Source organism: Curtobacterium sp. ISL-83 (assembly GCF_018613895.1).
Classification (GTDB): Bacteria; Actinomycetota; Actinomycetes; order Actinomycetales; family Microbacteriaceae; genus Curtobacterium.
In genome coordinates, this window is sequence record NZ_JAGGPH010000007.1 from 483,272 (window position 1) to 506,080 (window position 22,809).

Sequence of the window (22,809 nt, forward strand, 5' to 3'; positions counted from 1 at the left end):
ACGACCACGCGAGCCGACGTGCTCGCCGTGTGTCGTGCCTCCAGTCAGACCACTCGATCGCGAAGGAGCGACCGTGTCCTCATCCGTCCCCGTCCTGGGGTCAACCCATGATCCGGCGCTGCGATCGGGCATCGCCAAGGCGACCAAGCACCTCATGCCGATGCTGGTCATCCTGTACTTCGTCGCGTTCCTCGACCGCACCAACGTCGGGTTCGCCGAGGAGGCGCTGCGCGTCGACCGCGGCATCTCGGACGCCGCGTTCGCCCTCGGCGCCGGCATCTTCTTCATCGGCTACGCGATCTTCGAGATCCCGTCGAACCTGCTGCTCAAGCGGTTCGGCGCCCGGTTCTGGCTCGCCCGTATCGCGATCACGTGGGGCACCGTCGCCGGCCTGTTCGCCTTCACGACGAACGACACCATGTTCATCATCCTGCGCTTCATCCTCGGCGTGACCGAGGCGGGGTTGTTCCCGGGCGTAATCATGTACCTGTCCGAGTGGTTCCCGAACAAGGTCCGCGTCCGGATGTTCGCGATCTTCTACCTCGCGCAGCCGTTCTCGCAGATGATCGGCGCGCCGCTGTCCGGGGCCCTGATCAGCGTCGGGGACAAGGTCACCCCGTTCCACGGCTGGCAGGTGATGTTCGGCGGCGAAGGCGTGTTGGCGGTGCTGGCCGGCGTCGCCGCGTTCTTCTTCCTGACGAACAGCCCGCAGCAGGCGAAGTGGCTCGACGACGGCGAGAAGTCGTCGTTGACCGCGGCGATGGCGCGGGAGGACACGGCGCGGAGTGCGGACGGTCCGACGGGCATCCTCAAGGCCCTGGCGAGTGGGCGCGTCTGGTACTTCACGGTGATCTACTTCTGCCTGCAGGTCGCCGTGTACGGCACGACGTTCTACCTGCCGCAGCAGGTGTCGTCGATCCTCGGGCAGGACGTCGGCTGGCAGGTCGGCCTGGTGTCCGCGATCCCGTGGCTCGTCGGGCTCGTCGCCTGCTACCTCATCGGTGCGCGGGCGGACAGCGTCGGTCGGCGTCGCCGCTGGGGCACGCTGTTCTACATCACCACCGGGCTGTCGATCCTCGGGTCCGCGTGGGCCGGCGCGAACGGCCAGCCGGTCCTCGGCATCGTGTTCATCACGCTGGCGGTCGCGAGCTTCCTGGCGGTCGGGCCCATCACCTGGGCCTACCCGACGGCGTTCCTCACCGGCGCAGCGGCCGCGGCCGGCATCGGACTGATCAACTCGCTCGGCAACCTGGGCGGCTTCGTCGCCCCGATCATGCGCACCGCCATCAACGCGGCGGTCCCCACCGACAGCGGTGCGTTCGGCATCGTCTCGCTCGGGGTGCTCGCGTTCCTGGCGGCGGTGATGATCTTCTGCACGAAGTTCTTCCGAGGGTCGAAAGCGGATGATCTGCTCGACACCTCGCACGTGGCGACGAAGGAGACGACACGATGACCAGGCTCTTCAACGACCCCGCGGACTTCGCCGACGAGGCGACCAACGGCTTCGTCGCGGCGAACGAACGATGGGTCCGCCGTGTGCACGGCGGTGTGGCCAGATCGACGACGTCCCCGGACGGCACGGTCGCCGTCGTGATCGGGGGCGGCTCCGGCCACTACCCGGCGTTCGGCGGCCTGGTCGGGTACGGACTGGCGGCCGGTGCGGCGATGGGGAACCTGTTCGCGTCCCCGAGCGCCCAGCAGGTCGTCGGGGTCGCCCGAGCGGCGGAGCACGGCGGTGGCGTCCTGTTCAGCTACGGCAACTACGCCGGCGACGTGCTCAACTTCGACGCGGCGGCGCGGACGCTCGAGGCCGACGGCATCCCGGTGCGGACGGTCCGGGTCACCGACGACGTGGTGTCGGCACCAGCCGACCAGGCCGACCGACGCCGTGGGATCGCCGGGGACCTCTGCGTGTTCAAGATCGCCGGGGCCGCCGCCGAGCAGGGGCGCTCGCTGGACGAGGTCACCGCCGTGGCGGAGCGCGCGAACGACCGCACGCGCTCGTTCGGCGTCGCGTTCTCGGGCTGCTCGCTGCCCGGTGCGGACGAGCCGCTCTTCACCGTGCCGGAGGGGCGGATGGCGATCGGGATGGGCATCCACGGCGAACGCGGCATCGACGAGGTCGCCGTGCCGAGCGCCGATGGGCTCGCATCCCTGCTGGTGTCGCGGCTGCTCGACGAGCTGCCGGACGGCGTGCAGGCGAACGGGCAGCGCGTGGTCCCGATCCTGAACGGCCTGGGGAGCGTGAAGTACGAGGAGCTGTTCGTCGTCTACCGCTCGGTGCAGCGACAGCTCACGGACGCCGGCGTCGTCATCGTCGAGCCAGAGGTCGGGGAACTCGTCACGAGCTTCGACATGGCGGGCGTCTCGCTCACCCTGTTCTGGGTCGACGACGAACTCGAAGCCCTCTGGGCCGCGCCCGCGGACACCCCGGCGTTCCGGAAGGGCGGAGCCGTCCAGCAGGACCGGGTGTCGGCCGCAGCAGCGGAGGCGGACGCGACGGGACCGACCGTCGGCCCGGCGAGCGACGAGTCGCGGTTCGCAGGGACCCGCGTCGCGGCGGCGCTCGCCGCCGTCCGGTCGCTCCTCGACGACCACGCGGACGAGCTCGGACACATGGACGCGGTGGCCGGTGACGGCGACCACGGCATCGGCATGCAGCGCGGTGCGCACGCCGCCGACGTGGCCGCGCAGGACGCGGTGGCTCGCGGAGCCGGCGCTGGTTCCGTCCTGCTCATCGCCGCGGACGCCTGGTCGGACAAGGCCGGTGGCACCTCCGGCGCCATCTGGGGAGCCGCCCTGGAGGCACTGGGTCGCGTCCTCGGGGACACCTCCCGTCCGTCGTCGGCGTCCGTCGTCGACGGGGTGCGGGCCGCGACCGAGGCGGTCCTGGCCTTCGGGGCCAGCGTGGGCGACAAGACGATGGTCGACGCCCTGGTGCCGTTCGACGATGTCCTCCGGTCCCAGGTGGACACCGGAACCGGGCTCGCGGCGGCGTGGACCGCGGCTGCGGGTGCCGCACGGACGGCGGCGGACGGCACGGCCGAGCTGCTGCCGAAGATGGGCCGGGCGCGGACCCACGCCGAGCAGGCGGTCGGGACCCCCGACCCCGGCGCGGTGTCGTTCGCGCTCATCGTGGAGACGGTGGCACAGGTCATCGCCACAACCGAGGAAGGGAAGCACGCATGACGTACCGCATGGTGATCGGCTCGGACGACGCCGGGTTCGACTACAAGGAGGTCCTGCGCGCGGACCTGGAGCAGGACGAGCGCGTGGCGTCGGTCGTGGACGTCGGGGTCGACGCCGAGGGGCACACCGCGTACCCGCACATCGCGGTCGACGCCGCCCGGATGGTCGCGAACGGTGAGGCCGATCGGGCGATCCTGATCTGCGGGACGGGCCTCGGGGTGGCGATCAGCGCGAACAAGGTGCCCGGGGTCCGGGCAGTGACCGCGCATGACAGTTACAGTGTCGAGCGCTCGGTGCTGTCCAACGACGCGCAGGTGCTGTGCATGGGACAGCGGGTCGTGGGCATCGAGCTCGCGCGCCGGCTCGCGAAGGAGTGGCTCGGCTACACGTTCGACCCGTCGTCTGCGTCGGCGGAGAAGGTCCAGGCGATCTGCGGGTACGACGGCTCGGCCGCCGCCGGGATCGACGCGCAGGCGGACGACGCGCAGGGGAACAGCGGCGCGTGATCACCATCGGGGTGTCGCTCAAGACGTACTTCTCCCACGCCCGCACCCTGGCCTGGGCGTCGGACGTGGCGGAGATCGCCCGGCGGCACCCCGCGGTGACCTCGGGGGCGGCGACGCTCTTCGTGGCACCGACCTTCCCGGCACTCGTGCCCGTGCGGGACCTGCTCGAGGGGTCCGGTGTGGTGCTCGCGGCGCAGGACCTGGGGTGGGCCGACGCCGGGGCGTTCACCGGGGAGGTCTCCGGGGCCGAGCTGCACGAGATCGGCGTCCGCCTGGTCGAGATCGGGCACGCCGAGCGCCGCACGCTGTTCCACGAGGACGACGACGTCGTGTCGCGGAAGGTCGACGCGGCGTTCCGCAACCACCTGCGTCCGCTGCTGTGCGTCGGTGAGACGAGTCGGGCCTCCACGGCGGACGCCGTGACGGCGGTGACCGCGCAGGTCGACCGAGCACTCGTGGCGGCCGCGGCGGCGGGCGTGCTCGGCCCGCTCACCGCGGCGTACGAGCCGGTGTGGGCGATCGGTGCGCCCGCGCCCGCACCCGACGACCACATCGTCGCCGTGCTCGCCGGTCTGGGAGCGCACCTGGCTGCGCGGCCGGAGCTGGCCGGGTCCACCGTGCTCTACGGCGGGAGCGCCGGGCCGGGGCTGCTCACGCGCGGGGCAGGGCGCATCGGCGGGCTGTTCCTCGGCCGGTTCGCCCACGATCCGACTGCCATCGCGACGATCCTCGACGAGGTGCAGGCGCTGCACGGTACCGCCTGACCGGCATCGGAGCCGCGCACGCCGCTGCCCATCGACCGGCGTCGCGCAGCGTGTTCTCTCAGGCGTCCCGCGCGCCGGCGAGCCCGTGGTCGTGTGCGTAGACCACGAGCTGCACGCGGTCGCGCAGCCCGAGCTTCCCGAGCACGCTGCTGATCTGCGTCTTCACCGTGGACTCGGTGACGAACTCCTTCGCGGCGATCTCGGCGTTCGAGAGTCCGCGTGACGCCCAGCCGAACACGATGCGCTCCCGGTCGGTGAGCGTCTGGAACGCCGGCGGCTGTGGTGCCGGTGCCCGCTCCACGTCGACACCGAACAGCTGCGACAGGTCGTTCGGCGCGATCACCGAACTGCCCTCGTGCACGGCGCGGACGGCCGCGAACAGGAACGGGGGCGTCGTGTCCTTCAGCAGGAACCCGCTCGCGCCGAGGCGGATCGCGGTCGCCGCCGCGGGGTCGAGCCCGAAGGTCGTGAGCACGACGACGCGGGGGAGTGGACCCTCGACGGCACCGGAGAACAGCTGCCGGACGGTCTCGACGCCGTCCATCCCGGCCATGCGCATGTCGAGCAGCAGGACGTCCGGCCGGAGCTCCGGGATGAGCGCGAGGGCCTCGGCGCCGTCCGACGCCTCGCCCACCACGAGCATGTCGTCCTGGGCGTCGAGCACGACGCGCAGGCCCGCACGGAACAGGGCCTGGTCGTCGGTCAGCAGGATCTTGATCGGTTCGGTCATCGGACTGGTCCCCCTTGGACGTCGAACGGGATGCGGGCGCGGGCGGCGAACACGTCGTCGAGGACGGCGGCGTCGAACGACCCCCCGAGCGCGGTGAGCCGGGACTGCATACCGGACAGGCCGCGTCCGGACCCCCGGGTGGTCGGTGCGCCGGTCCGCAGGGCGTCGGGGACGACGTTCTCGACCTCGAGCACCAGGTCGGCGGAGCGCCACGTCTCGCGGACGATCACGGGCAGACCGGGCGCCCCGTGCCGGAGCGCGTTCGTGAGCATCTCCTGCAGCACGCGACGTGCGGCCGTCCCGGTGGCGGCCCCGAACGGTGCCGGGACGCCGCGGACGGTCCGGTCGACCTCGACACCCGCTTCACGGATGCCGTGCACGATCTCCTCGAGCGTCCCGGGGTCCGTCACCTCGGACGAGCCGTCGATGTGGCCGAGGACCTGTCGGACCTCGACCAGCGAGCTCCGGGCGGTGCTGGCGATGGTCGCGCTGACCTCGCGGACCCGGGCTTCGTCGTCCAGGAACGGCACCGAGTCGGCCTGCGCGATGATCACGGCGAGGGAGTGTCCGACGACGTCGTGCACGTCGCGGGCGATGTCGGCGCGGATCCGTTCGGCCTCGGCGACGTCGATCGCGCGGGTCGCGGTGGCCTCGGCCTCGCTCGCGACGGCCTCCGCCAGGCTCGCCGCAGCCTCGGCGTCGGCCCGGCGCTCGGACTCGCGGTCACGCGATCGGAACGCGCGGATCGCGATGCCACCCGCCCACACCCCGAGGAGCGCGGTGACCGGGGCGGCCATCGCGAGGAACGCCTGGTCGCGGGGGCCGTTGATGAGCACGAGGAACCGGAAGCCGGTCGACGCCAGGTACAGCGTGGTGCCCACGCCGGCGACGAACGCCAGGATCCCGGAGACGACGACCTCGGCCCGCGTCCCGACCACCGCGGTGGTGCCGATCACCACGAAGATCGCGAGGTCGACCAACGAGGGCCGTTCACCGCCGCCGACCTGCACGATGCCGAGGACGACGACCATCGCCATCGCGGTGGACGGGGAGACCCGCCGGACCGCGATCGCAGCCGAGGCCGCGAGGACGGCGAGCAGGCTCGCGTGCTCCAGCTCGAGGTCGATGGGGAGCAGGAAGACGAACGCCGCCAGGCCGGCCCACGCCACGTCGATGACGATCGACCGCGTGGCGATCGGCCGGATGAACGTGCGGGCTTCCGTCACGGCTCGATCATCGCACGGGGGTGCGGCGCGGGGTCGGCCCGGAGGTGCGGCGCGCGGTCCGCCCGGGGATGCGGTGAGGTGTCGTCGCGGGGACCGGCGCGCAGCTCACGGGAGCGGTGACATCGCGATGAGCGCGGTCGCCGTGACCGCGACGATCGCGACGAACAGGACGAGGGACGCGATCGTGTGCTTCGACGAGGATTCCATGGCACCAGCATCGACAACCGGACGGCGGCGCACATCGGGCGAGGGGAGGAACGCCCTCATCCTCGCGGCCGAAGGTGCACAAAAAATCCCCCTCGCATTGCCCATCACGTTCGCGCGTTCGACCCGGTGGGCAACGGCGGAGGGAACCGCATGCTTGATCGCTCATCGGCCGTCCGTAGGTCGGGCGCCTTCTTTGGACAGGCGTCCGGCACTTGCCTCACGCTGACGCAATGCTCCTCGATGGTGACGTTTGCGTGGCCCGGCTCTGGCGGCTGACGCGGACGTCTCTATGGATGAGTGCTCCGAGAATGACGCCAACGAAGACCACCCCGAACACCCACGGGACGTCAGGAGACTGTGCCGCGAACACCCTCACGATTTCCGCGTGATCCACCTCGTTAAGTTGTGCAGGCACGATGCTATTGAGCAGCGTTTCTACTGATGGTCTGAGACGCCAGCAACGTCGAGCGATCATCCACGCGGCAAAGGCGAATGCGCCGGCTGCCGGTACCCGTACGCTCCACGGCAGCCCATCCGACTGGCGCCACACCACGTGAACCGCTTCGAAGCAAACCACGAAGGTGAGCGATAGGAACAACATCGCTAATTGCAGCACTGCCACATTGCGGATGACGGAGACGGGCTCAGTATGTGCCGGAAGGCCGATGCCGAGAGTCCATCCCCCGAGCGACGCAAGGAGCACAGGCATCGTGATTCGGCCAGTCCATGTGGTGATCCGGGCGAGGGATGCTCCGATGCCTTGCACCACTGACCGAGTTGCTTGTCTGCCGAGGACCGCGACTACCAAACTGCCGACGCTTGCGGCCAAGCTCCACGCAAAGATGCCCCAACCGAGCGCCACAAGAACGACGGGGGCGATGAAGTATGCCAGTACATGTTTACTATCTGAAGAAATCAGGTAGGACGGAAGAAGAAAGACGGACGCAATTGCCAGGGCGCCGACTAGGAGGAGGAGCGCGAGGAGGTACAACCCGAAGGAGTCGAACACAGCGGAGAAAAGCCCCCACGGCAGCTCGCGCGCCGCGCGAATGTCCCGAAGGCAGGCCTGTTGCACATCACGGAGAGACTTCATAGGACGAGCGTGGCATGAATCTCCGTCATTTGCAGGACCAGGTGCGTACCGTTCGCCCACCGGAACCATCGCCCGTTCCCCACCATTGGAACGAAGAGTCCGGCATTCGGCACGCTGTCTCAAGTTGCCACGCCTAGCCGTGCAGGCCAGAAGCCTTTCGGCTGCGGTGTTGCCGGACTCCCAGCCGGACCACGGTCAGATGGTGATCTGGCCGAGCACCCGGTGCGCGATCGCGATCGACTCACCCGACACCACCGACAGCGGCGACGCCAGGAAGGCGACGAGGTCGGCGATCTGCTGCGGGGTGGAGTCACCGGGGGCGCCCCGCTGCACCTCGGGGGACGGGGTGTCCGTGACCGTCCCGGGGTTGACGACGTTCACCGTGACGCCGGTGCCCGCGTACTCGTCGGCGAGGTTCTTCGCGATCACGCTCGTGGCGGTGTTGCGGAGCGAGGCCGTGATGTTCCCCGACAGGTACGCGTTCTGGCCGCTGATCACCACGACGCGACCGAAGCCCGCCTGGCGCTGGTGGGGGAGCACGGCGTTCGCGACCCGGAGGAACCCGAGTGCCTTGCCGTCGATCGCGGACGCGACCTGCGCCGGGTCGGACTTCTTCGCGGGGTCGAGCGTGCGGGCGCTCGGTGCCGCGGTGACGACCACGGCGTCGATCCGACCGTGCGCGTCGAGCACACTCGCCACGGCGGCGTCGACGGAGTCCTGGTCGGCGGTGTCGAGGGCGACGCCGTCGCCGGACGCGGCGCTCCGGGAGGCCACCACGACGGTCGCGCCCTCCTGCCGGAGCCGATCGACGACGGCGGTGCCGATGTACCCGTTGCCGCCGACGACGAGGGCGATGCGATTGCTGAGTTGGAGGTCCACGCGCCCACGGTATTCCCGCACGCGTCGCGGCGTCCTCCCGCGCGGGGGACAGCGGAACCACCGGTCGACGGTGACACGAGCGCGTCATGGCATAATGCCGTTATGCAGAAGGTCGAACCGGACGGGCAGGACGCCGCACGGTTGTCCACCTTCCTCGAACGGTTCGTCCCGCTGCTGCGCTCGATGAACGCCGATCGCGGGATCTCGCCGTCCGCAGCGTCCCTGCTCACCCTGCTCGAGGTCGGCGGCGGCGCACGGGTCACCGAGCTCGCCCGCACGCAGAGCGTCAGCCAACCCGCGATGACCCAGCTCGTCCGGCGGCTCCACGCCGAGGGGCTGGTGTCCCGGGCCGAGGACGATCGAACCCGCGCCACCGTGATCGAGATCTCGCCGGCCGGCCGTCGGGTGCTCGAGCAACGACGAACGCGGCGCGAGCAGGGCATCGACGCCATGCTCGACGGCCTCGGGCCAGCCGAGCGGGCTGCGGTCACCGAGGCGCTCCCGGCACTCGAACGCCTCCTCACCCTCGGTCAGCGCGCCCCCGAACACCCCCAGACCGACGGAGGAACGCCCTGATGCCCGGCACTCGCCCCACCACCAGGCTGTTGCCGGTCCTGGTCTACGCGGCCCTCTGCACCGCGATCGTCAGCTCGCTCGGCATGCTGCTCGTGCCGACGATCTCGCGGGAACTCCACGTCTCGGTCAGCACCGCGCAGTGGATGCTCACGATCAACCTGCTCGTCGGAGCGGTCGCGACCCCGGTGATGGGGCGGCTGAGCGACGGGCCGCACAAGAAGCGGGTGCTCGTCGGCGCGCTCACGATCATCCTCATCGGATCGGTGGTCGCGGCCTCGGCACCGAACTTCACGGTCTTCCTGATCGGCCGGGCCATGCAGGGGCTCACCTACGGCATCGTCCCCGTCACCATCGCCCTTGCCCGGCGGTACCTCCCCACCGAGCAGGCGACCGGCGGCATCTCGACCCTGTCGGTCACCGTCGCGACGGGCATCGGGATCGGGTACCCCCTGACGGGCATCATCGCCGGGGTGTTCGACTACCGGGTGGCGTTCTGGTTCGCGGCCGTCTTCGTGCTGAGCGCGATCGTCATCGTGGCGCGAGTAGTTCCCGCCGGCCCGGACACCCGGGTCGCCAGCCACGCGTTCGACTTCCCGGGTGCGGCCCTGCTCGGCCTCGGCCTCGCGGCCCTGCTGACCGGCGTCAGCGAGGGGCCGAACTGGGGCTGGGGCTCGGCCGCGGCGATCGGCGCCTTCGTCGGTGCCGCCGTCGTGCTCGCGGTGTGGGTGGTCGTGGAGCTGCGGAGCGCGCACCCGCTGATCAACCTGCGGGTCCTCCGGAACGGTGAGGTCCTGCTCGCCAACGCGACCGCGATCGGCCTCGGCACGGTGATGTACATGGGCCTGTCGATCGGGAGCCTCATCGCCCAGGCACCCGCCGAGACCGGCTACGGCATCGCGCTCCCGGTCTTCTGGGCCGGCTTCGTGATGTTCCCGCTGTCGGTCGGCAGCTTCACCGCGAACCAGGTCATCCGCGTCATCGCGAAGCGCATCCGGATGACCACGCTCCTGCCCGTGGGGGCGGCCGTGGTGACCGTGTCATCCGTCCTCCTGCTGTTCGCACACCACGCGCTGTGGGAGATCCTGCTCGGCATGCTGCTGTTCGGACTCGGCATCGGGTCCACCTACGCGGCGATGCCCGGGCTGATCGCCCGCCGGGTCATCGCCGAGGAGCTCGGCAGCGCCGTCAGCTTCAACCAGGTGCTCCGCACGGTCGGCGGGTCCTTCGGCAGTGCGATCTCCGGAGCGATCCTCGCCGCCAACATCGCGCCGGACCGGCACCCGTCCGCGACCGGGATCGACCTCGCGCTGGTCATCAGCGCCAGCGCGTGCGCGGTGGTCCTGATCGCCCTCGTCGTCAACCACGTGGTCACGCACGCCGGGAGCGCCACCGAGCGGCGGACGCCCGGGGCGCACCGAGCGGCATCCGACCCCGCCTGACGAGCGACGGACGGGAGGCGCGTGGCGGGCCCGCCACGCGCCTCCCGTCTGCGTCACACCGTCGTCGCGGTGATCGCCCGGAACCGGGTCGCAGCGGCGGTCTCCACGCGTTCGAGGCTGCCGTCGGACTGTTCCTCGAGCCGGATGAGTCCCATGCGTCGGAGGTAGGGCGTCTTCGCACCGCTCGCCGCAGCAGCACGGCGTTCCGCGACGACGTCGTCCGGCACACCGAACTCCTCGACGTTCCGCCCCCCGGATGCGTAGGACCAGTCGACGAAGTCGAACACGGGCCACCAGGTCGACCCCCGGACGTCGATGCCCTCGTCGGCGAGCTCCCGGAGTGCCTCGGCCGAGTCCGTCACCCAGTCGGCTCGGACGTCGTCCGTCCCCTCGATGCTCGTCTCCGTCACGATGATCGGCAGGCCGTACCGCTCGGCGAAGCCCACCACCACGGCGCGCAGGCCCGATGTCCAGAGGTCGTGTGCGTCCTGCACGACGGTGCCTTGTCGGAGGACCAGCGTCCGCGGAGTGAGGTCGGGGTAGTAGTTCACCCCGAGCACGTCGATGCGGGCCGGTTCGTTGTGCAGGCGACGCAACCGGTCCTCCGGAGCGCCGTGGTCCCGCATCCACGACCACATCGGATGGTCCTCACCGACGCGTCCGAGCATGAGGTCCGTCGGCAGCCACCCGAGGTCCCGCAGGAGCCGGGCGTGGTCGTCGAGTGCCGCGTCCTGGGTCGAGACCAGCGTGCCGGCCTCCACGTGGACGATGACGGCGTCCGGGTTGGCAGCACGGATGGCCTCGGTCGCCGCGGTGATCCCCTCGGCGATCGCGAGCGTGACGGTGGTCCATCCTCCCCAGCCCGTCAGCGCCGGCGGCCACACGCCACGGAGCCCGGCGAAGGACGCCGTGGTCAGGGGTTCGTTCAACGGCGTGAGGTGGTCGACGATCCCCGCGTACCGGGTCGCGAAGGCCGCGGAGAACTCGGCGATCGCGTCGACGTACCGCGGGTCCGCGAACGAGCCGTCCAGCCAGGTCGGGGTGCCGTAGTGCACCAGGTCGGCGATCACCGTGAGGCCGAGACCGGTCGCGTACGCGAGGCGCTCGTCGAGCTCGGCCCAGTCGAACACCCCGGGCGCGAGGTGGACGAGCGGCCACCGGACCCCGTACCGGAGCGCCGTGACGCCGAGGTCCAGGACGGCGTCGAGGTCGTCGCGCCAGCGCTCGGTGTGCTCCGTGAGGTCGTGCTCGTCGAGCGGCGCCATCGCGAAGCGGTCGGGCGGGTACACGCAGGTGTCCTCGATGCCGGCGATCCAGAGGAACGGTGCACGCGGCACCTCGGGTCGACGGTCGGCGGTCGGCGCGCTCACTTGAGCCCACTCGTCGCGACACCGGCGACGAAGTACTTCTGCGCGAAGAAGAACGCGGCGGCGATCGGGATCAACGAGATGGTGGCACCCGCGAGCAGGACGGCGTGGTCGGTGACGTGCGCACCGCCGAACAGGGTGAGCCCTGCGGGCAGCGTCAGCATGTCGTTGGACGTCGACACGACGAGCGGCCAGAGGAGGTCGTTCCACAGGTTCATGAAGTTGAGGACCGCGACCGTGGCGATCGCGGGCTTCGCCAGGGGCAGGATGACCTGCCAGTAGATGCGCCAGTGGCTGGCTCCGTCGATGCGCGCGGCCTCGTCGAGTTCGGTCGGGATGCTGATGAAGAACTGCCGGAACAGGAAGATCCCGAACGCGCTCGTGGCCCGCGGGATGATGAGCCCCTGGTAGGTGTTCAGCCAGCCGAGGTGGAACAGCTCGATGAACACCGGGATGAGCGTCACCTGGAACGGGACCATGAGCGTGGCCAGCACGATGACGAAGCAGACGTTCCGCCCGACGAAGTGCAGCCTGGCGAGTGCGTAGGCGCACATCGAGTCGAACAACAGCGTGGCGGCCGTGGTCACCCCGGCGAACACGAAGGTGTTGAGCACCAAGCGGAGGAACGGCAGCTGCTGCCAGATGCCCGTGTAGCCGTGGAGCGTGATGCTCGTCGGGAAGAGGCTCGCGGGGTTCCCGAACAGGTCCTGCTCGCTCCGGAACGATCCGGACACCATCCAGATGAACGGGATGAGGGCGAACACGACGCCGATCCCGAGGTACACCCACTTCAGGACGGCACCCACACCGACCGTGCGGGCGTCACCGCCCCGAGCGCGGCGGGGCACGCGTCGGGGTCTGGTCGCGGCAGGGGCGTCGTCGCCGGCCCGCGGTGCCCGGACGAGGCTCTCAGTCGACATCGTTGTACCTGAACAATCGGAGTTGGAGGAGCGAGATGAGCATGATGATCGCGAACAGCACCCACGAGATGGCCGACGCGTACCCGGTCTGGTAGTCCACGAAGCCGTCCCGGTAGAGCAGGTTCACGAGGGTGTCCGTGTGGAAGACCGGCCCACCACCCGTCATCACGTACACGAGGTCGAACACCTGGAACGACTGGATCGTCAGGATGAGGGACGTGAACAGGAGCGTCGGCCGGATGCTCGGCAGCGTGATGAACCAGACGAGCTTGAAGCGTGCGGCACCGTCGAGCTCGGCGGCTTCGTAGCGCTCCTGTGGCACTCCCTTGAGCCCGGCCACGAACAGGATCATCGCGAACCCGACGCTCTTCCACACCGAGACGAAGATCACGGTCGGCAGCGCGAGCGAGGTCGACTGCAACCAGGCGACGGAGGGCAGCCCGAGCGCGTGGGTGAGGCCGCCGACGAGCCCGATGTCCGGGTCGAGCAGGAACTTCCACACCAGGCCGATGGTCACGAGCGACACGATCGTCGGGAAGAAGAAGATCGATCGGACGATCCGGGTGGGCAAGCCCTCGCCCTGCAGCGCGAGCGCCGACAGGAAGCCGAAGACCAGCAGGAGCACCACGGAGACGACCGTGTACTCGAGCGTGATGCCGAGCGCGTTCCGGAACTGCGGGTCGGCGAACAGCTTGGTGTAGTTCCCCACGCCGACCCACGTCTGGGAGCTCGCGCCGACGGTCCAGTCGAAGAAGCTGTAGTACAGCGACCGGAGGATCGGGAACAGCACGAACACGCCGAGGATGAGGAAGCTCGGGGCCATGAAGAGCCAGGCCGGCTGGAACCGGCGCCGGCGCCGCCCGGGAGGCCGTGCCTCCCGGGCGGCGATCGTCTGCGTCATGCGCGTCCCCGGCTCACTGGCTGCAGCCGGTGAGGCCGTTGATCGTCGTGCCCGCGTCCTTCGTGGCCGAGTCGACCGAGGTCCCACGCGTGATCTTGCCGATGAGCGGGACGTAGGCGTCGGAGTCGACCTTGGTCGCGTTCTGCAGGTGCGGCAGGTAGAGCCGGGAATCCGGCACCTGCGATGCGAAGACGGACACCGTCGGGTCGGCGGCGAGCTTCGGGTCGCTGGCCAGGTCGGTGCGGAGCGGCGGGAAGCCGGTCGTCAGCGAGAACTTCTGCTGCACCGACTTGCTCGTCCAGTACGCGAGGAACTGCTTCGCCTGGTCGGGGTACTTCGTCTTGGCCGAGATCGCGAGCGGCGCGGTGGACCCGAGGGTCACCGACTTGCCGTCGACGCCCACCGGGATCTTCGCGATGCCGAGGTCGATGCCGGCCGACTTGTAGCCGGGAGCGGCCCACGGTCCGTTCATCTCCATGGCGGCCTTGCCCGCCGAGAAGAGCGAGTCGGCCTCGGCGCCGGTGAGGCCGACCGGGCTGATCTTGTCCTTCGCGACCAGGTCGGCCCAGGTGGACAGGCCCTGCTGCGATGCGTCCGTCTGCAGGGCGCTGCACCCCTTGCTCGTCACGATGTCGCCGCCCTCGAGCCACTGCAGGATCGGCCACATCTGGATCGTCTGGTTGTCCGCCAGGACGAGGCCGGACCTGCCACCAGACGTCAGCTTCTTCGCGTCCGCTGCCATCTCGGCCACGGTCGTCGGAGGGTTCGCGATGCCGGCCTGCTGGAAGAGCTTCTTGTTGTAGTAGAGGCTCAGCGTGGCGAAGTTGGCCGGGATCGCGTAGAGCTTCCCGTTGTACGTGAACTCCTTGACGGTGCCCGGGGCGAGCGCGGCCGTGTCGATGTCGTTCTTGCCCGTCCCCGTGTTCGTCAGGGCCATGACCGAGTTGGTCTTGACGTACTGCGCGATCGCGTTCGGGTCGGAGCTCGGCGCGGCGATGTCCGGCCCCTGCCCGGTCAGCCAGGCCGAGGGGAGTTTCTGCTGGATCGTGTCCCACGGCTGCACGGTCATGTCGACCTTGATGTTCGGGTGGGACGCTTCGAAGTCCTTGACGATCTGGGCGTAGCCGGGGCGATCGCCCCCGGTGAAGCCGGTCCAGACCTTGAGGGTGACCGGTCCGGACGACGCCGACGAGGACGTCGAGCATCCGGACAGGGCGAGAGCCACCGTGGCGGCTCCGGCGACGACGGCGAGTGCCGCGTGACGCTTCTTCATGAGAACGCTCCTTTGCGTTACGAGGGATGGTGGTGCGCTGTGGGTCGGGTCGGGTGGGGCGGGTCGTGGTGGTCGTTGTGGTCAGGGGAGGTCTGGTGCGGGTCAGCGCTCGTCGGCGGCCGGCCGACAGCCGCAGGACTCGCGCACGACGAGCGTGACGGGGAGCTCCCGCCGTGCGGGTGCTCGGTCGGTGTCCTCGATGCGGTCGAACAGCTGCTCGGTCGCGAGGCGGGCCATCTCCTCCGCGGGGACCCGCATCGTCGTGATCGCGGGCGTGGTCACCCGGGCGATCCCGAAGTCGTCGAACCCGATCACGGACACGTCCTCGGGAACGCGTCGACCCGCGTCGACCAGGACGCGCATCCCGCCGAGGGCCATGTCGTCGTTCGCGAACACCACGCCGTCGAAGTCCGCGCCCTCGGCGAGGAGCTGGCGCATCGCCGCGGCACCCGATTCCTCGCCGAGGTCTCCCTCGACGATGATCGACCGCTCCTCCACGCCGGCAGCTCGGACGGCGCGGAGGAAGCCCTCACGCCGGTCGACGCCGGTCTGGTGGTCGAGCGTGCCCGTCACGTGCACGAGGGCGGTCCGCCCGTGCACCTGGAGGAGGTGGTCCGTGGCGGTCGCGGTCGCTCCGACGTCGTCGACGCCGACGCTGACGGCGTCGGCCAGGTAGGGGAAGTTGCCGATCAGGACGACCGGGAGGCCCGACTCGACCAGGCGCTCGACGTTGCGGTCTTCGATGGCGGCGCTCGTGACGATGGCGCCGTCGGCGCTGCGCGAGCGCATCACCCGCTCGTAGGCGGCGACGCCGTTCTCCTGGTCGGCGTTCGTCGAGACGATGACCTGGGCGTCGTGCGCGTTCGCGGCGGTGGAGACGCCGGTCAGGACGTGCATGAAGTAGTTGTGCCCGAACACATGCTGGGAGGAGTTCGGCACGATGAGTGCGACGGCACCTGCGCGCTGGTTGCGGAGCGCCCGACCGGCGGAGCTCGGCACGTAGCCGAGTTCGTCCGCCGCACGCTGCACCGCGGATCGCGTGGAGTCGCTGATGCGCTCGTTGCCGGACAACGCCATGGAGGCGGCAGCGGCGGTGACACCGACGCGCTGCGCGACGTCCTTGAGGGTGACGACCTTGCGCATCCGACGCTCCTTTGCGTGCTTTATCGATTAACTGGTCTCACGATAGTGCTGTTTTATCGATTGAGCAAGAACGGCGTGTCCCCGTTTCCGAGGACACGCCGTTCTCCTGCTGCGGTGAGACCAGGCGGTCAGTTCACCGCGAACACCTGGGCCTGGTTGCCGTTGCAGTCGTAGAGCTGCAGCGCCGTCTGGTTGGCCGTGTTCCCCGACGGGTCGTCGAGGCACCGCCCGGAGGACGGGTTCAGGATCGAACCGTTGGCCTGCGGGATCCACTGCTGGCCGCCAACGCCGTTGCACTGGTACAGCTCGACGTGGGTGCCGTTGGCGGTGGCGTTGCCGTCGGCGTCGAGGCACCGCCCGAGGGACCGGAGGGTGTGGTCCGACGGGTTGATCGTCCACTGCTGGTCGAGCGCCGCAGGCTGCGCGGTCTCGATCGTCAGGCAGTCGTAGAGCTGCACCTGCTGGCCGTTCTGCTGCAGGTCGTCACCGGCGACGTCGACGCACTTCCCGCCCGGGCCGATGATCGGGACCGCCACGGCGAACTTCTGCGGTGCCGCGCCGTTGCAGTCGTACAGCTGCAGGGCCGTGCCGTTCGCGGTGTTGCCGGACGGGTCGTCGAGGCACCGGCCGGACTGGGGGTTCTTGATCGACCCGTCGCCCTGCAGGATCCACTGCTGCGCACCGCCGCCCGTGCAGTCGTACAGCTCGAGGTGGGTGCCGTTGGCAGTGCCGTTGCCGTCTGCGTCGAGGCAACGACCGAGCGTGCCGAGGGTGCCCGTGCCGTAGGCCGTCCCTGACCAGTGCTGGTCTGCGGCGAGGACCGAGCAGTCCCAGAGCTGGACGACCGCGGTGTTCCCCCCGGTGTCGTCGCCCGCGACGTCGACGCACTTGCCGCCGGGGCCGACGATCGTCGACCCCGGTCCCCCGCCGGTGCTCACGCCCTGGTAGTTCTGCGCGACGACGTTCGCCTGCACGGCGTTGTCCGCCGCGTCGGTGCTGTAGCCGCTCGTCATGACTCCCTCGAAGAAGGACTGCGTCCCCCGGTTCGAGTTGTCACCCCCGGCACCCAGCACGATGGAGCCCTCGAGCTGCATCGGCGAGTAGTTGCCCGCTGGTTCGGCGCCCTGGTACCACGTGGTCAGGGAACCGCTCTGGCTGTTCCCGCCCTTGAGCGCGAACTGGTTGACGCCGTTGTTCTTGAGCTCGGCGGTCACGAACTTGCTGCCGTTGCCGGTGTTCGGCGTGTACGTGGCCGTTCCGCCCTGGAAGACGCCGTTCTCCAGGTCCGCCTGCACCCATGGTCCCTTCCCGGAACTGCCGGGGGCGTTGAGGGTGGACAGGTTGAGCGCGTCCATGTGCCCCTGGCCGGTGTCCTTCTCCTGGGTCTCGACGTTGCCGAAGTCCGAGCAGCACCCGTTGTTGCTGTTCGTCCCGCTCGCGACCTCGTACATCGACTCCGGGTTGGCCCCGCGCGCCGTCCCCTTGGCCAGCGTGCTGGAGATCCGGTACGCCACCTGGGGCGGCATGAAGATCCCGTACGCCTCGTGGCCGCCGACCGTGACCGGCAGCGCCGCTGCGTTCGCCGCGTGGTTGGCCGCTCCGGCATCGCCCGCCGGAGCGACGGTGAGGTCGTTGTGGTTCGCCGTCTGGTCGTAGATCTTCGGGATCGTGCAGGTGGTGCCCGCACAGAAGGCGTCTTGGGCCGGTGCGTTCGCGTACCCACCGGCAGCGAGCAGACCGATGTTCGTGGTCGCACCGTCCGAGGCGCGCTGCACCTGGTACAGCGGGCCGTTGTACGCCGAGAAGAGCGCACGCGTGGAGCTGTAGGCGGCGACGCACGGCGTGCTGGTGCTGCCGTAGACGTCGCACGACGACGCGGTCGCGGCGTCGGCGCTGGAAGCCCCGATGGTGGAGGCGAACAGGGAGCCGGCCACGAGCGCGAGCGCGCCTGCAGTGGCGAGGAGTTTGCTCCTCCGCCTGGCCGTTGGGTGGAGTCGATGCATGGTCGTTCCTCTCGAGCGTCATTGCTGGAGTTGGTCGATCGAAGCGCCGGGAGCAACACGGGTTGCCGCTGTTTAATCGATTAACCACATCAAGTCTAGCCGTCAGCAGTCCTCGCCACCAGAGCCCGCTCCTGTCGGACCTGCTCCGGTCTTCGTCATCCGGCCATGCCGCCCGCGCGATCTGTCCACCCCGGACAGCCACCCAGGGCGAGCCGCCGACCATCGCACCTGAACGAGAACACAACTCGATCACAGGGAGTGACATGAGCGACCAGCAACAGCAACCCCCCGGCAGCGAGCAGGAACTGCAGCCGAAGGCGGACCACGGCGAGGAGTCCTACCGCGGCTCCGGCAAGCTCAGTGGCAAGCGCGCCGTCATCACCGGCGGCGACAGCGGCATCGGCAAGGCCGTCGCGATCGCCTTCGCCCGCGAAGGTGCCGACGTCCTGATCAGCTACCTCCCCGAAGAGGAGGACGACGCCCAGGACACGAAGCACTGGATCGAGGACGCCGGTCGGAAGGCCGTGTTGCTCCCCAGTGACGTCAGCGATCCCGCCTACTGCCGGAGCGTCATCGCGACCGCGGTGGACGAGCTCGGGGGCGTCGACGTCCTCGTGAACAACGCCGCGTACCAGATGACGCACGAGACGCTCGAGGAGATCAGCGACGAGGAGTGGGACCACACCCTCGCGACGAATCTCAGCGCGTACTTCCACCTGGTCAAGGCCGCCCTGCCGCACATGCAGGCGGGTGCCTCGATCATCGGCTCCAGCTCGGTGAACTCGGACAACCCCGTCCCGACGCTCCTGCCCTACGACGTGACGAAGGCGGGCATCGCGAACTTCTCCGCCGCGCTCGCCGGGCTCGTCGGGTCCCGTGGCATCCGCGTCAACAGTGTCGCGCCCGGCCCGATCTGGACGCCGCTCATCCCGTCGACGATGCCGCCCGAGCAGGTCGAGTCGTTCGGCAAGCAGACGCCGCTCGGCCGCGCCGGACAGCCCGCGGAGCTCGCCCCCGTGTACGTCCTGCTCGCGAGCGACGACGGCAGCTACGTCTCCGGAGCCCGCATCGCCGTGACCGGCGGGACGCCGATCCTCTGATCAGCACGACCTCGACGCGGCCCGCTCAGCGGTGCCGTGATCTGCACGACTGAACGAAGGAGCACGATTTGTTCTTCCACAAGCAGGAACTCCAGTTCAAGTCGACGCCGGACAAGCCCGACGCCGTCTACGCCCGCAAGCTGCAGGAGGTGCTCGGCGGCCAGTACGGCGAGATCTCGGTCGCGATGCAGTACCAGTTCCAGGCCTGGAACATGCACATCCCGGGCAAGTACCGGGACATGGTCTTCGGCATCGGTGCCGAGGAGATGGGTCACGTCGAGATGCTCGCGACGATGATCGCCCAGCTGCTCGAGAAGGCCCCCCTCGGTGTCACCGGGGACGCGCTGCAGGACGACCCGACCGTCGCCGCGGTGATCGGCGGCACGGACATCCAGCACGCCATCGTCGCCGGTGCCGGTGCGCGCCCGGTCGACAGCATGGGCAACCCGTGGCAGGGCTCCTACATCACGGCCAGCGGCAACCTGCTCGCCGACTTCACGGCGAACGAGAACGCCGAGATGCAGGGCCGTGTCCAGGCAGCCCGTCTCTTCCACATGACGGACGACCACGGCGTGCGCGACCTGCTCTCGTTCCTGATCGCTCGGGACACCATGCACCAGAACATGTGGGCGACTGCTGCCGCTGAGCTGCGCGAGTCCGGGCTCGAGGCGCTGCCCGTGCCGAGCAACTTCCCGCAGAAGAAAGAGAACCAGGAGGTCCACTACCAGTACCTCAACTTCTCCGACGGCGCGGAGGCGAAGAACGGTCCGTGGGCGAGCGGCCCCTCGTTCGACGGCAAGGGGGAGTACACGTACCACGACGGCCCCACCACGACGTCGCCGATGCCGCCGCCCACCCGTCCAGACGCTCGGTACTACGGCACGACGGACATCCCGAACCGCGTCGAGAAGATCGCGGGCACGGTGCAGGACAAGCTCAACAAGGAGTAGCCATGCGGTGAGCGGCCGGATCTCGGTCGCCGTCGACGTCCGGCTCGGCCGCGCGGTGCATCCGCGTCGGCCGGGCCGTTCTCAGTCCGTGGCAGGTGGGCAGGCGGCTCGGCGGTCGTCGTTGCCCTCAGGCCGTCACGCGAGCGAGGACCTCCGTCTCGACCGCCATCCGCGACAACTGCAGTGCTCCGGCCAGGACCGCGCCGTTGCCGAGCGTGGAGACCCGCACCTCGGGAGGGTAGAGCACGAGCTGGCTGAGGCGATGCTCGAACGCGTCCTTCAGCACCGAGCTCTGCGACATGCCACCGCCGATGACGACCATGTCGGTGTCGAGCGTCAAAACCGACGGCGCCGTGCCGTCCGCGAGCAGCCGCCCGGTCCGACGCACCACCCGGACAGCCGCCGGCTTCCCGAGCTCGGCTGCTTGCAGGATCTCCGAGGACGAGGGCGGCCTCGACGCTTCCTCGTCGGAAGGCGCCACCCGCCCCGCTCCGGTCTCCCGCAGGTAATCGGCGACCAGTCCCGAGGCATTGACCCGCGACTCCAGCGGCCCGTAGGCAGGGCTCCGGTCACGCGTGCCTGCCGTGTTGACGTACCCGACCTCGCCCGCCGCGCCGTGCCGCCCGCGCACCAGACTGCCGTTCGCGATGACCCCTGCGCCGTAGCGCTGTCCGAGCAGCAGGAACAGGACGTCAGCTCGACCTCGGGCAACGCCGCTCGCTTGCTCGCCCACCGCCGCCAGGTTCGCATCGTTCTCGAGCGCGACCGGGCGGCGCACCAGGGTAGCGAGCGCGGCTGCTACGTCGAACTCGGTCCAACCAGGGACGCCAGGGGACTTCACGACGCGGTGTTCGCCCGGCGACACGGCACCGGGCGTCCCGACCGTCCAGGCCAGCGGGTCCTCGACGCGCAGCCCGACGCGTGACGTGGCGTTGCGGATGGTCTGCTCGATGACCGTGAAGCGCTCGTGCGCGACGGCCTCAGGGTCGACCGGGGTGCGGATCGTCTCGACCGTGGCGCCCCGGAGGTCGGCGAGCACGACGGTGACGGAGTGCGCGCCGACGTCGATGCCGGCGATGTACCCGGCAGTGGCGTTGAACTCGTACCGCTTGGCCGGCCGACCAGTCGCGGGTCGTCCCAGGTCAGCGGCATGCAGCCAGCGTTGGTCGACCAACCCCTCGGCGACCGCCTCGACGGTCGGTCGGGACAGACCCGTCGCCGACACGATCTCCGTCACCCGCAGCGGCCGAGGCGAGCCGGCGAGGGTCTCGAGCACGAGGCGCGAGTTGCGCTGACGCAGCAGGACGCCAGGCGCCACTGCCTCCGTTGACAACTCCACGAAGCCAGCTTAGAGTGCCTCCATTACGTAACGCAATTGCGTTTCATAAGTCGTCTCTCCCACATCCCATCGCACCGGACACGAGCACAGGAGCAAGAATGAGCACCAGTACACCTCGGCCACCTAGCACCGTAACTGCTTCGGTTCCGCAGCGAGCACGTCTCGAGTCGAGCTCGCTGCGAGCGGTGCTCGTCCGGCGATTCGGCCTCTGGATCGTGCTCGCAGTGCTCGTCGTCGCCCTGTCGATCGCGTCCCCGTCCTTCCGGGACCCGTTCAACCTGCAGAACATCCTCGAGCAGAACTCGCTCCTCGGGATCGTCGCGTGCGGGATGACGATCATGATGATCTCGGGCGGGTTCGACCTGTCCGTCGGCGCGACCGGTGCAACGGCGGCCGTGGTCGGTGCGAGCGTCTCCACGCTGCACCTCGGGACGACCCTGACCGTGCTCATCGCTCTCGCAGTCGGCGTGATCATCGGCCTGGTCAACGGGTACCTCATCGCGAGGGTCCGGATCAACGCGTTCGTCACGACCTTCGCGATGTCGAGCGTGGTGTCGGGCCTCCTGCTCGTCGTCACGGAGTCGCAGTCCATCACGGGCGGGACCGGTGCCCTGCAGTGGGCGGCGACGGGAACACTCGGGCCGCTCCCGGTGGTGTTCGTCGTCTTCGCGATCTGCCTCGTGGCCGTCTGGGTGCTCCTCACCAGGACGAAGTTCGGACACTACGTCTACAGCGTCGGCGGCAACGCAGAGGCGAGCCACCTGTCCGGCGTCCCCGTTCAGCGGGTGCAGATGCTCTCCTTCGCACTCGGTGGGTTCTTCGCTGCGGGTGCGGGGGTGCTGCTCCTCGGTCAGACGAACGTGGGCCAACCCTCCGCCGCCGGTGACTGGCCGCTGCAAGCGATCGCGATCTGCGTGGTGGGAGGCGTCGCGCTGACGGGTGGCATCGGTCGGATCGAGGACGTCCTGGCGGCCACCCTCATCCTCGGGGTCATCGCGAACGGGCTGAACCAGCTCAGCGTCTCTCCGTACTGGCAGCCCGCGGTGACCGGTGTCGTGATCCTCGCTGCGGTGACCCTCGACCAGGTCAACCGGCGACGGCGCCGTGTGACCGCTCGCCTCGTTCCTGCCGCCCGGAGCGGCGCGACCGCCACCGTTTCCGCATCCTGATCCCTCCATCCCTTTCGTACCCACCCACCCAACCG

The 22,809-nt window shown here is 69.7% G+C and carries 20 protein-coding genes; 9 read left to right on the top strand and 11 right to left on the bottom strand.

Features of this window, described 5'->3' with window-relative positions:
* Nucleotides 1-73: 73 nt before the first annotated feature.
* The 4 genes from J7E22_RS06805 to J7E22_RS06820 are packed head-to-tail and all read left to right on the top strand — an operon-like array spanning nucleotide 74 to nucleotide 4,459.
* Complete coding sequence (locus J7E22_RS06805; RefSeq protein WP_214980114.1) at nucleotides 74-1,453, top strand: MFS transporter; 1,380 nt, start codon at nucleotides 74-76, stop codon at nucleotides 1,451-1,453.
* The gene (locus J7E22_RS06810) at nucleotides 1,450-3,189 is read left to right on the top strand and encodes a dihydroxyacetone kinase family protein (RefSeq protein ID WP_214980115.1); all 1,740 of its coding nucleotides are present in this window, start codon (nucleotides 1,450-1,452) and stop codon (nucleotides 3,187-3,189) included. Before J7E22_RS06805 ends, J7E22_RS06810 begins: the two co-directional genes overlap by 4 nt.
* Nucleotides 3,186-3,695, top strand: a complete 510-nt coding sequence (locus tag J7E22_RS06815) for a ribose-5-phosphate isomerase (RefSeq protein ID WP_214980116.1) — start codon at nucleotides 3,186-3,188, stop codon at nucleotides 3,693-3,695. The genes J7E22_RS06810 and J7E22_RS06815 overlap by 4 nt, the downstream gene beginning before the upstream one ends.
* On the top strand, nucleotides 3,692-4,459 hold the full coding sequence (locus J7E22_RS06820; protein ID WP_214980117.1) for a triose-phosphate isomerase family protein: 768 nt from the start codon (nucleotides 3,692-3,694) through the stop codon (nucleotides 4,457-4,459). The genes J7E22_RS06815 and J7E22_RS06820 overlap by 4 nt, the downstream gene beginning before the upstream one ends.
* Nucleotides 4,460-4,517: 58 nt before the next feature.
* Here the strand turns inward: J7E22_RS06820 and J7E22_RS06825 are convergent, their stop codons facing one another.
* The 4 genes from J7E22_RS06825 to J7E22_RS06840 all read right to left on the bottom strand — a co-directional run bounded on the left by J7E22_RS06825 (nucleotide 4,518) and on the right by J7E22_RS06840 (nucleotide 8,594).
* A complete protein-coding gene (locus tag J7E22_RS06825; protein WP_214980118.1) occupies nucleotides 4,518-5,189 on the bottom strand; it encodes a response regulator transcription factor in 672 nt (223 codons plus the stop codon).
* The gene (locus J7E22_RS06830; RefSeq protein ID WP_214980119.1) at nucleotides 5,186-6,415 is read right to left on the bottom strand and encodes a histidine kinase; all 1,230 of its coding nucleotides are present in this window, start codon (nucleotides 6,413-6,415) and stop codon (nucleotides 5,186-5,188) included. The genes J7E22_RS06825 and J7E22_RS06830 overlap by 4 nt, the downstream gene beginning before the upstream one ends.
* Before the next feature lie 424 nt (nucleotides 6,416-6,839).
* Nucleotides 6,840-7,715: a hypothetical protein gene (locus J7E22_RS06835; RefSeq protein WP_214980120.1), complete on the bottom strand. Its 876-nt coding sequence runs from the start codon at nucleotides 7,713-7,715 to the stop codon at nucleotides 6,840-6,842.
* A gap of 195 nt (nucleotides 7,716-7,910) precedes the next feature.
* Nucleotides 7,911-8,594, bottom strand: coding sequence for an SDR family NAD(P)-dependent oxidoreductase (locus J7E22_RS06840; protein ID WP_214980121.1), 684 nt, complete (start codon nucleotides 8,592-8,594; stop codon nucleotides 7,911-7,913).
* A gap of 102 nt (nucleotides 8,595-8,696) precedes the next feature.
* Between J7E22_RS06840 and J7E22_RS06845 the strand changes: the two genes are divergently transcribed.
* The gene (locus J7E22_RS06845) at nucleotides 8,697-9,170 is read left to right on the top strand and encodes a MarR family winged helix-turn-helix transcriptional regulator (RefSeq protein WP_214980123.1); all 474 of its coding nucleotides are present in this window, start codon (nucleotides 8,697-8,699) and stop codon (nucleotides 9,168-9,170) included.
* Nucleotides 9,170-10,609 carry an MFS transporter gene (locus tag J7E22_RS06850; protein WP_214980125.1) on the top strand — a complete coding sequence of 480 codons (1,440 nt, stop codon included), beginning with the start codon at nucleotides 9,170-9,172 and terminating at the stop codon, nucleotides 10,607-10,609. The genes J7E22_RS06845 and J7E22_RS06850 overlap by 1 nt, the downstream gene beginning before the upstream one ends.
* 53 nt (nucleotides 10,610-10,662) lie before the next feature.
* Here J7E22_RS06850 and J7E22_RS06855 read toward each other — a convergent pair whose 3' ends face one another.
* The 6 genes from J7E22_RS06855 to J7E22_RS06880 all read right to left on the bottom strand — a co-directional run bounded on the left by J7E22_RS06855 (nucleotide 10,663) and on the right by J7E22_RS06880 (nucleotide 18,216).
* Nucleotides 10,663-11,979 carry a family 1 glycosylhydrolase gene (locus J7E22_RS06855; RefSeq protein ID WP_214980127.1) on the bottom strand — a complete coding sequence of 439 codons (1,317 nt, stop codon included), beginning with the start codon at nucleotides 11,977-11,979 and terminating at the stop codon, nucleotides 10,663-10,665.
* Entirely contained in the window at nucleotides 11,976-12,896 is a 921-nt protein-coding gene (locus J7E22_RS06860) for a carbohydrate ABC transporter permease (RefSeq protein WP_214980129.1), read from the bottom strand. The genes J7E22_RS06855 and J7E22_RS06860 overlap by 4 nt, the downstream gene beginning before the upstream one ends.
* Nucleotides 12,886-13,797: a carbohydrate ABC transporter permease gene (locus J7E22_RS06865; protein WP_214980131.1), complete on the bottom strand. Its 912-nt coding sequence runs from the start codon at nucleotides 13,795-13,797 to the stop codon at nucleotides 12,886-12,888. The genes J7E22_RS06860 and J7E22_RS06865 overlap by 11 nt, the downstream gene beginning before the upstream one ends.
* 13 nt (nucleotides 13,798-13,810) lie before the next feature.
* A complete protein-coding gene (locus J7E22_RS06870) occupies nucleotides 13,811-15,070 on the bottom strand; it encodes an ABC transporter substrate-binding protein (protein WP_214980133.1) in 1,260 nt (419 codons plus the stop codon).
* 102 nt (nucleotides 15,071-15,172) lie between these two features.
* Complete coding sequence (locus tag J7E22_RS06875) at nucleotides 15,173-16,213, bottom strand: LacI family DNA-binding transcriptional regulator (protein WP_214980135.1); 1,041 nt, start codon at nucleotides 16,211-16,213, stop codon at nucleotides 15,173-15,175.
* A gap of 128 nt (nucleotides 16,214-16,341) precedes the next feature.
* Nucleotides 16,342-18,216, bottom strand: a complete 1,875-nt coding sequence (locus J7E22_RS06880) for an arabinofuranosidase catalytic domain-containing protein (RefSeq protein ID WP_214980137.1) — start codon at nucleotides 18,214-18,216, stop codon at nucleotides 16,342-16,344.
* A gap of 263 nt (nucleotides 18,217-18,479) precedes the next feature.
* Here J7E22_RS06880 and J7E22_RS06885 point away from each other — a divergent pair, with 263 nt between their 5' ends.
* Nucleotides 18,480-19,316: an SDR family oxidoreductase gene (locus tag J7E22_RS06885; RefSeq protein WP_214980139.1), complete on the top strand. Its 837-nt coding sequence runs from the start codon at nucleotides 18,480-18,482 to the stop codon at nucleotides 19,314-19,316.
* A gap of 68 nt (nucleotides 19,317-19,384) precedes the next feature.
* Nucleotides 19,385-20,266: a manganese catalase family protein gene (locus J7E22_RS06890; RefSeq protein ID WP_214980140.1), complete on the top strand. Its 882-nt coding sequence runs from the start codon at nucleotides 19,385-19,387 to the stop codon at nucleotides 20,264-20,266.
* 127 nt (nucleotides 20,267-20,393) lie between these two features.
* Here the strand turns inward: J7E22_RS06890 and J7E22_RS06895 are convergent, their stop codons facing one another.
* Nucleotides 20,394-21,605 carry an ROK family transcriptional regulator gene (locus tag J7E22_RS06895; protein ID WP_214980143.1) on the bottom strand — a complete coding sequence of 404 codons (1,212 nt, stop codon included), beginning with the start codon at nucleotides 21,603-21,605 and terminating at the stop codon, nucleotides 20,394-20,396.
* Nucleotides 21,606-21,790: 185 nt separating this feature from the next.
* Between J7E22_RS06895 and J7E22_RS06900 the strand changes: the two genes are divergently transcribed.
* The gene (locus J7E22_RS06900) at nucleotides 21,791-22,774 is read left to right on the top strand and encodes an ABC transporter permease (protein WP_214980145.1); all 984 of its coding nucleotides are present in this window, start codon (nucleotides 21,791-21,793) and stop codon (nucleotides 22,772-22,774) included.
* The last annotated feature ends 35 nt before the right edge of the window (nucleotides 22,775-22,809 follow it).

Excerpts from the sequence above, each read along its gene's own strand:
- J7E22_RS06850 (WP_214980125.1), top strand. The coding sequence starts at position 9,170 with ATGCCCGGCACTCGCCCCACCACCAGGCTGTTGCCGGTCCTGGTCTAC.
- J7E22_RS06825 (WP_214980118.1), bottom strand. The coding sequence starts at position 5,189 with ATGACCGAACCGATCAAGATCCTGCTGACCGACGACCAGGCCCTGTTC.
- J7E22_RS06870 (WP_214980133.1), bottom strand. The coding sequence starts at position 15,070 with ATGAAGAAGCGTCACGCGGCACTCGCCGTCGTCGCCGGAGCCGCCACG.
- J7E22_RS06815 (WP_214980116.1), top strand. The coding sequence starts at position 3,186 with ATGACGTACCGCATGGTGATCGGCTCGGACGACGCCGGGTTCGACTAC.
- J7E22_RS06835 (WP_214980120.1), bottom strand. The coding sequence starts at position 7,715 with ATGAAGTCTCTCCGTGATGTGCAACAGGCCTGCCTTCGGGACATTCGC.
- J7E22_RS06885 (WP_214980139.1), top strand. The coding sequence starts at position 18,480 with ATGAGCGACCAGCAACAGCAACCCCCCGGCAGCGAGCAGGAACTGCAG.
- J7E22_RS06880 (WP_214980137.1), bottom strand. The coding sequence starts at position 18,216 with ATGCATCGACTCCACCCAACGGCCAGGCGGAGGAGCAAACTCCTCGCC.
- J7E22_RS06865 (WP_214980131.1), bottom strand. The coding sequence starts at position 13,797 with ATGACGCAGACGATCGCCGCCCGGGAGGCACGGCCTCCCGGGCGGCGC.
- J7E22_RS06845 (WP_214980123.1), top strand. The coding sequence starts at position 8,697 with ATGCAGAAGGTCGAACCGGACGGGCAGGACGCCGCACGGTTGTCCACC.
- J7E22_RS06860 (WP_214980129.1), bottom strand. The coding sequence starts at position 12,896 with ATGTCGACTGAGAGCCTCGTCCGGGCACCGCGGGCCGGCGACGACGCC.
- J7E22_RS06875 (WP_214980135.1), bottom strand. The coding sequence starts at position 16,213 with ATGCGCAAGGTCGTCACCCTCAAGGACGTCGCGCAGCGCGTCGGTGTC.
- J7E22_RS06810 (WP_214980115.1), top strand. The coding sequence starts at position 1,450 with ATGACCAGGCTCTTCAACGACCCCGCGGACTTCGCCGACGAGGCGACC.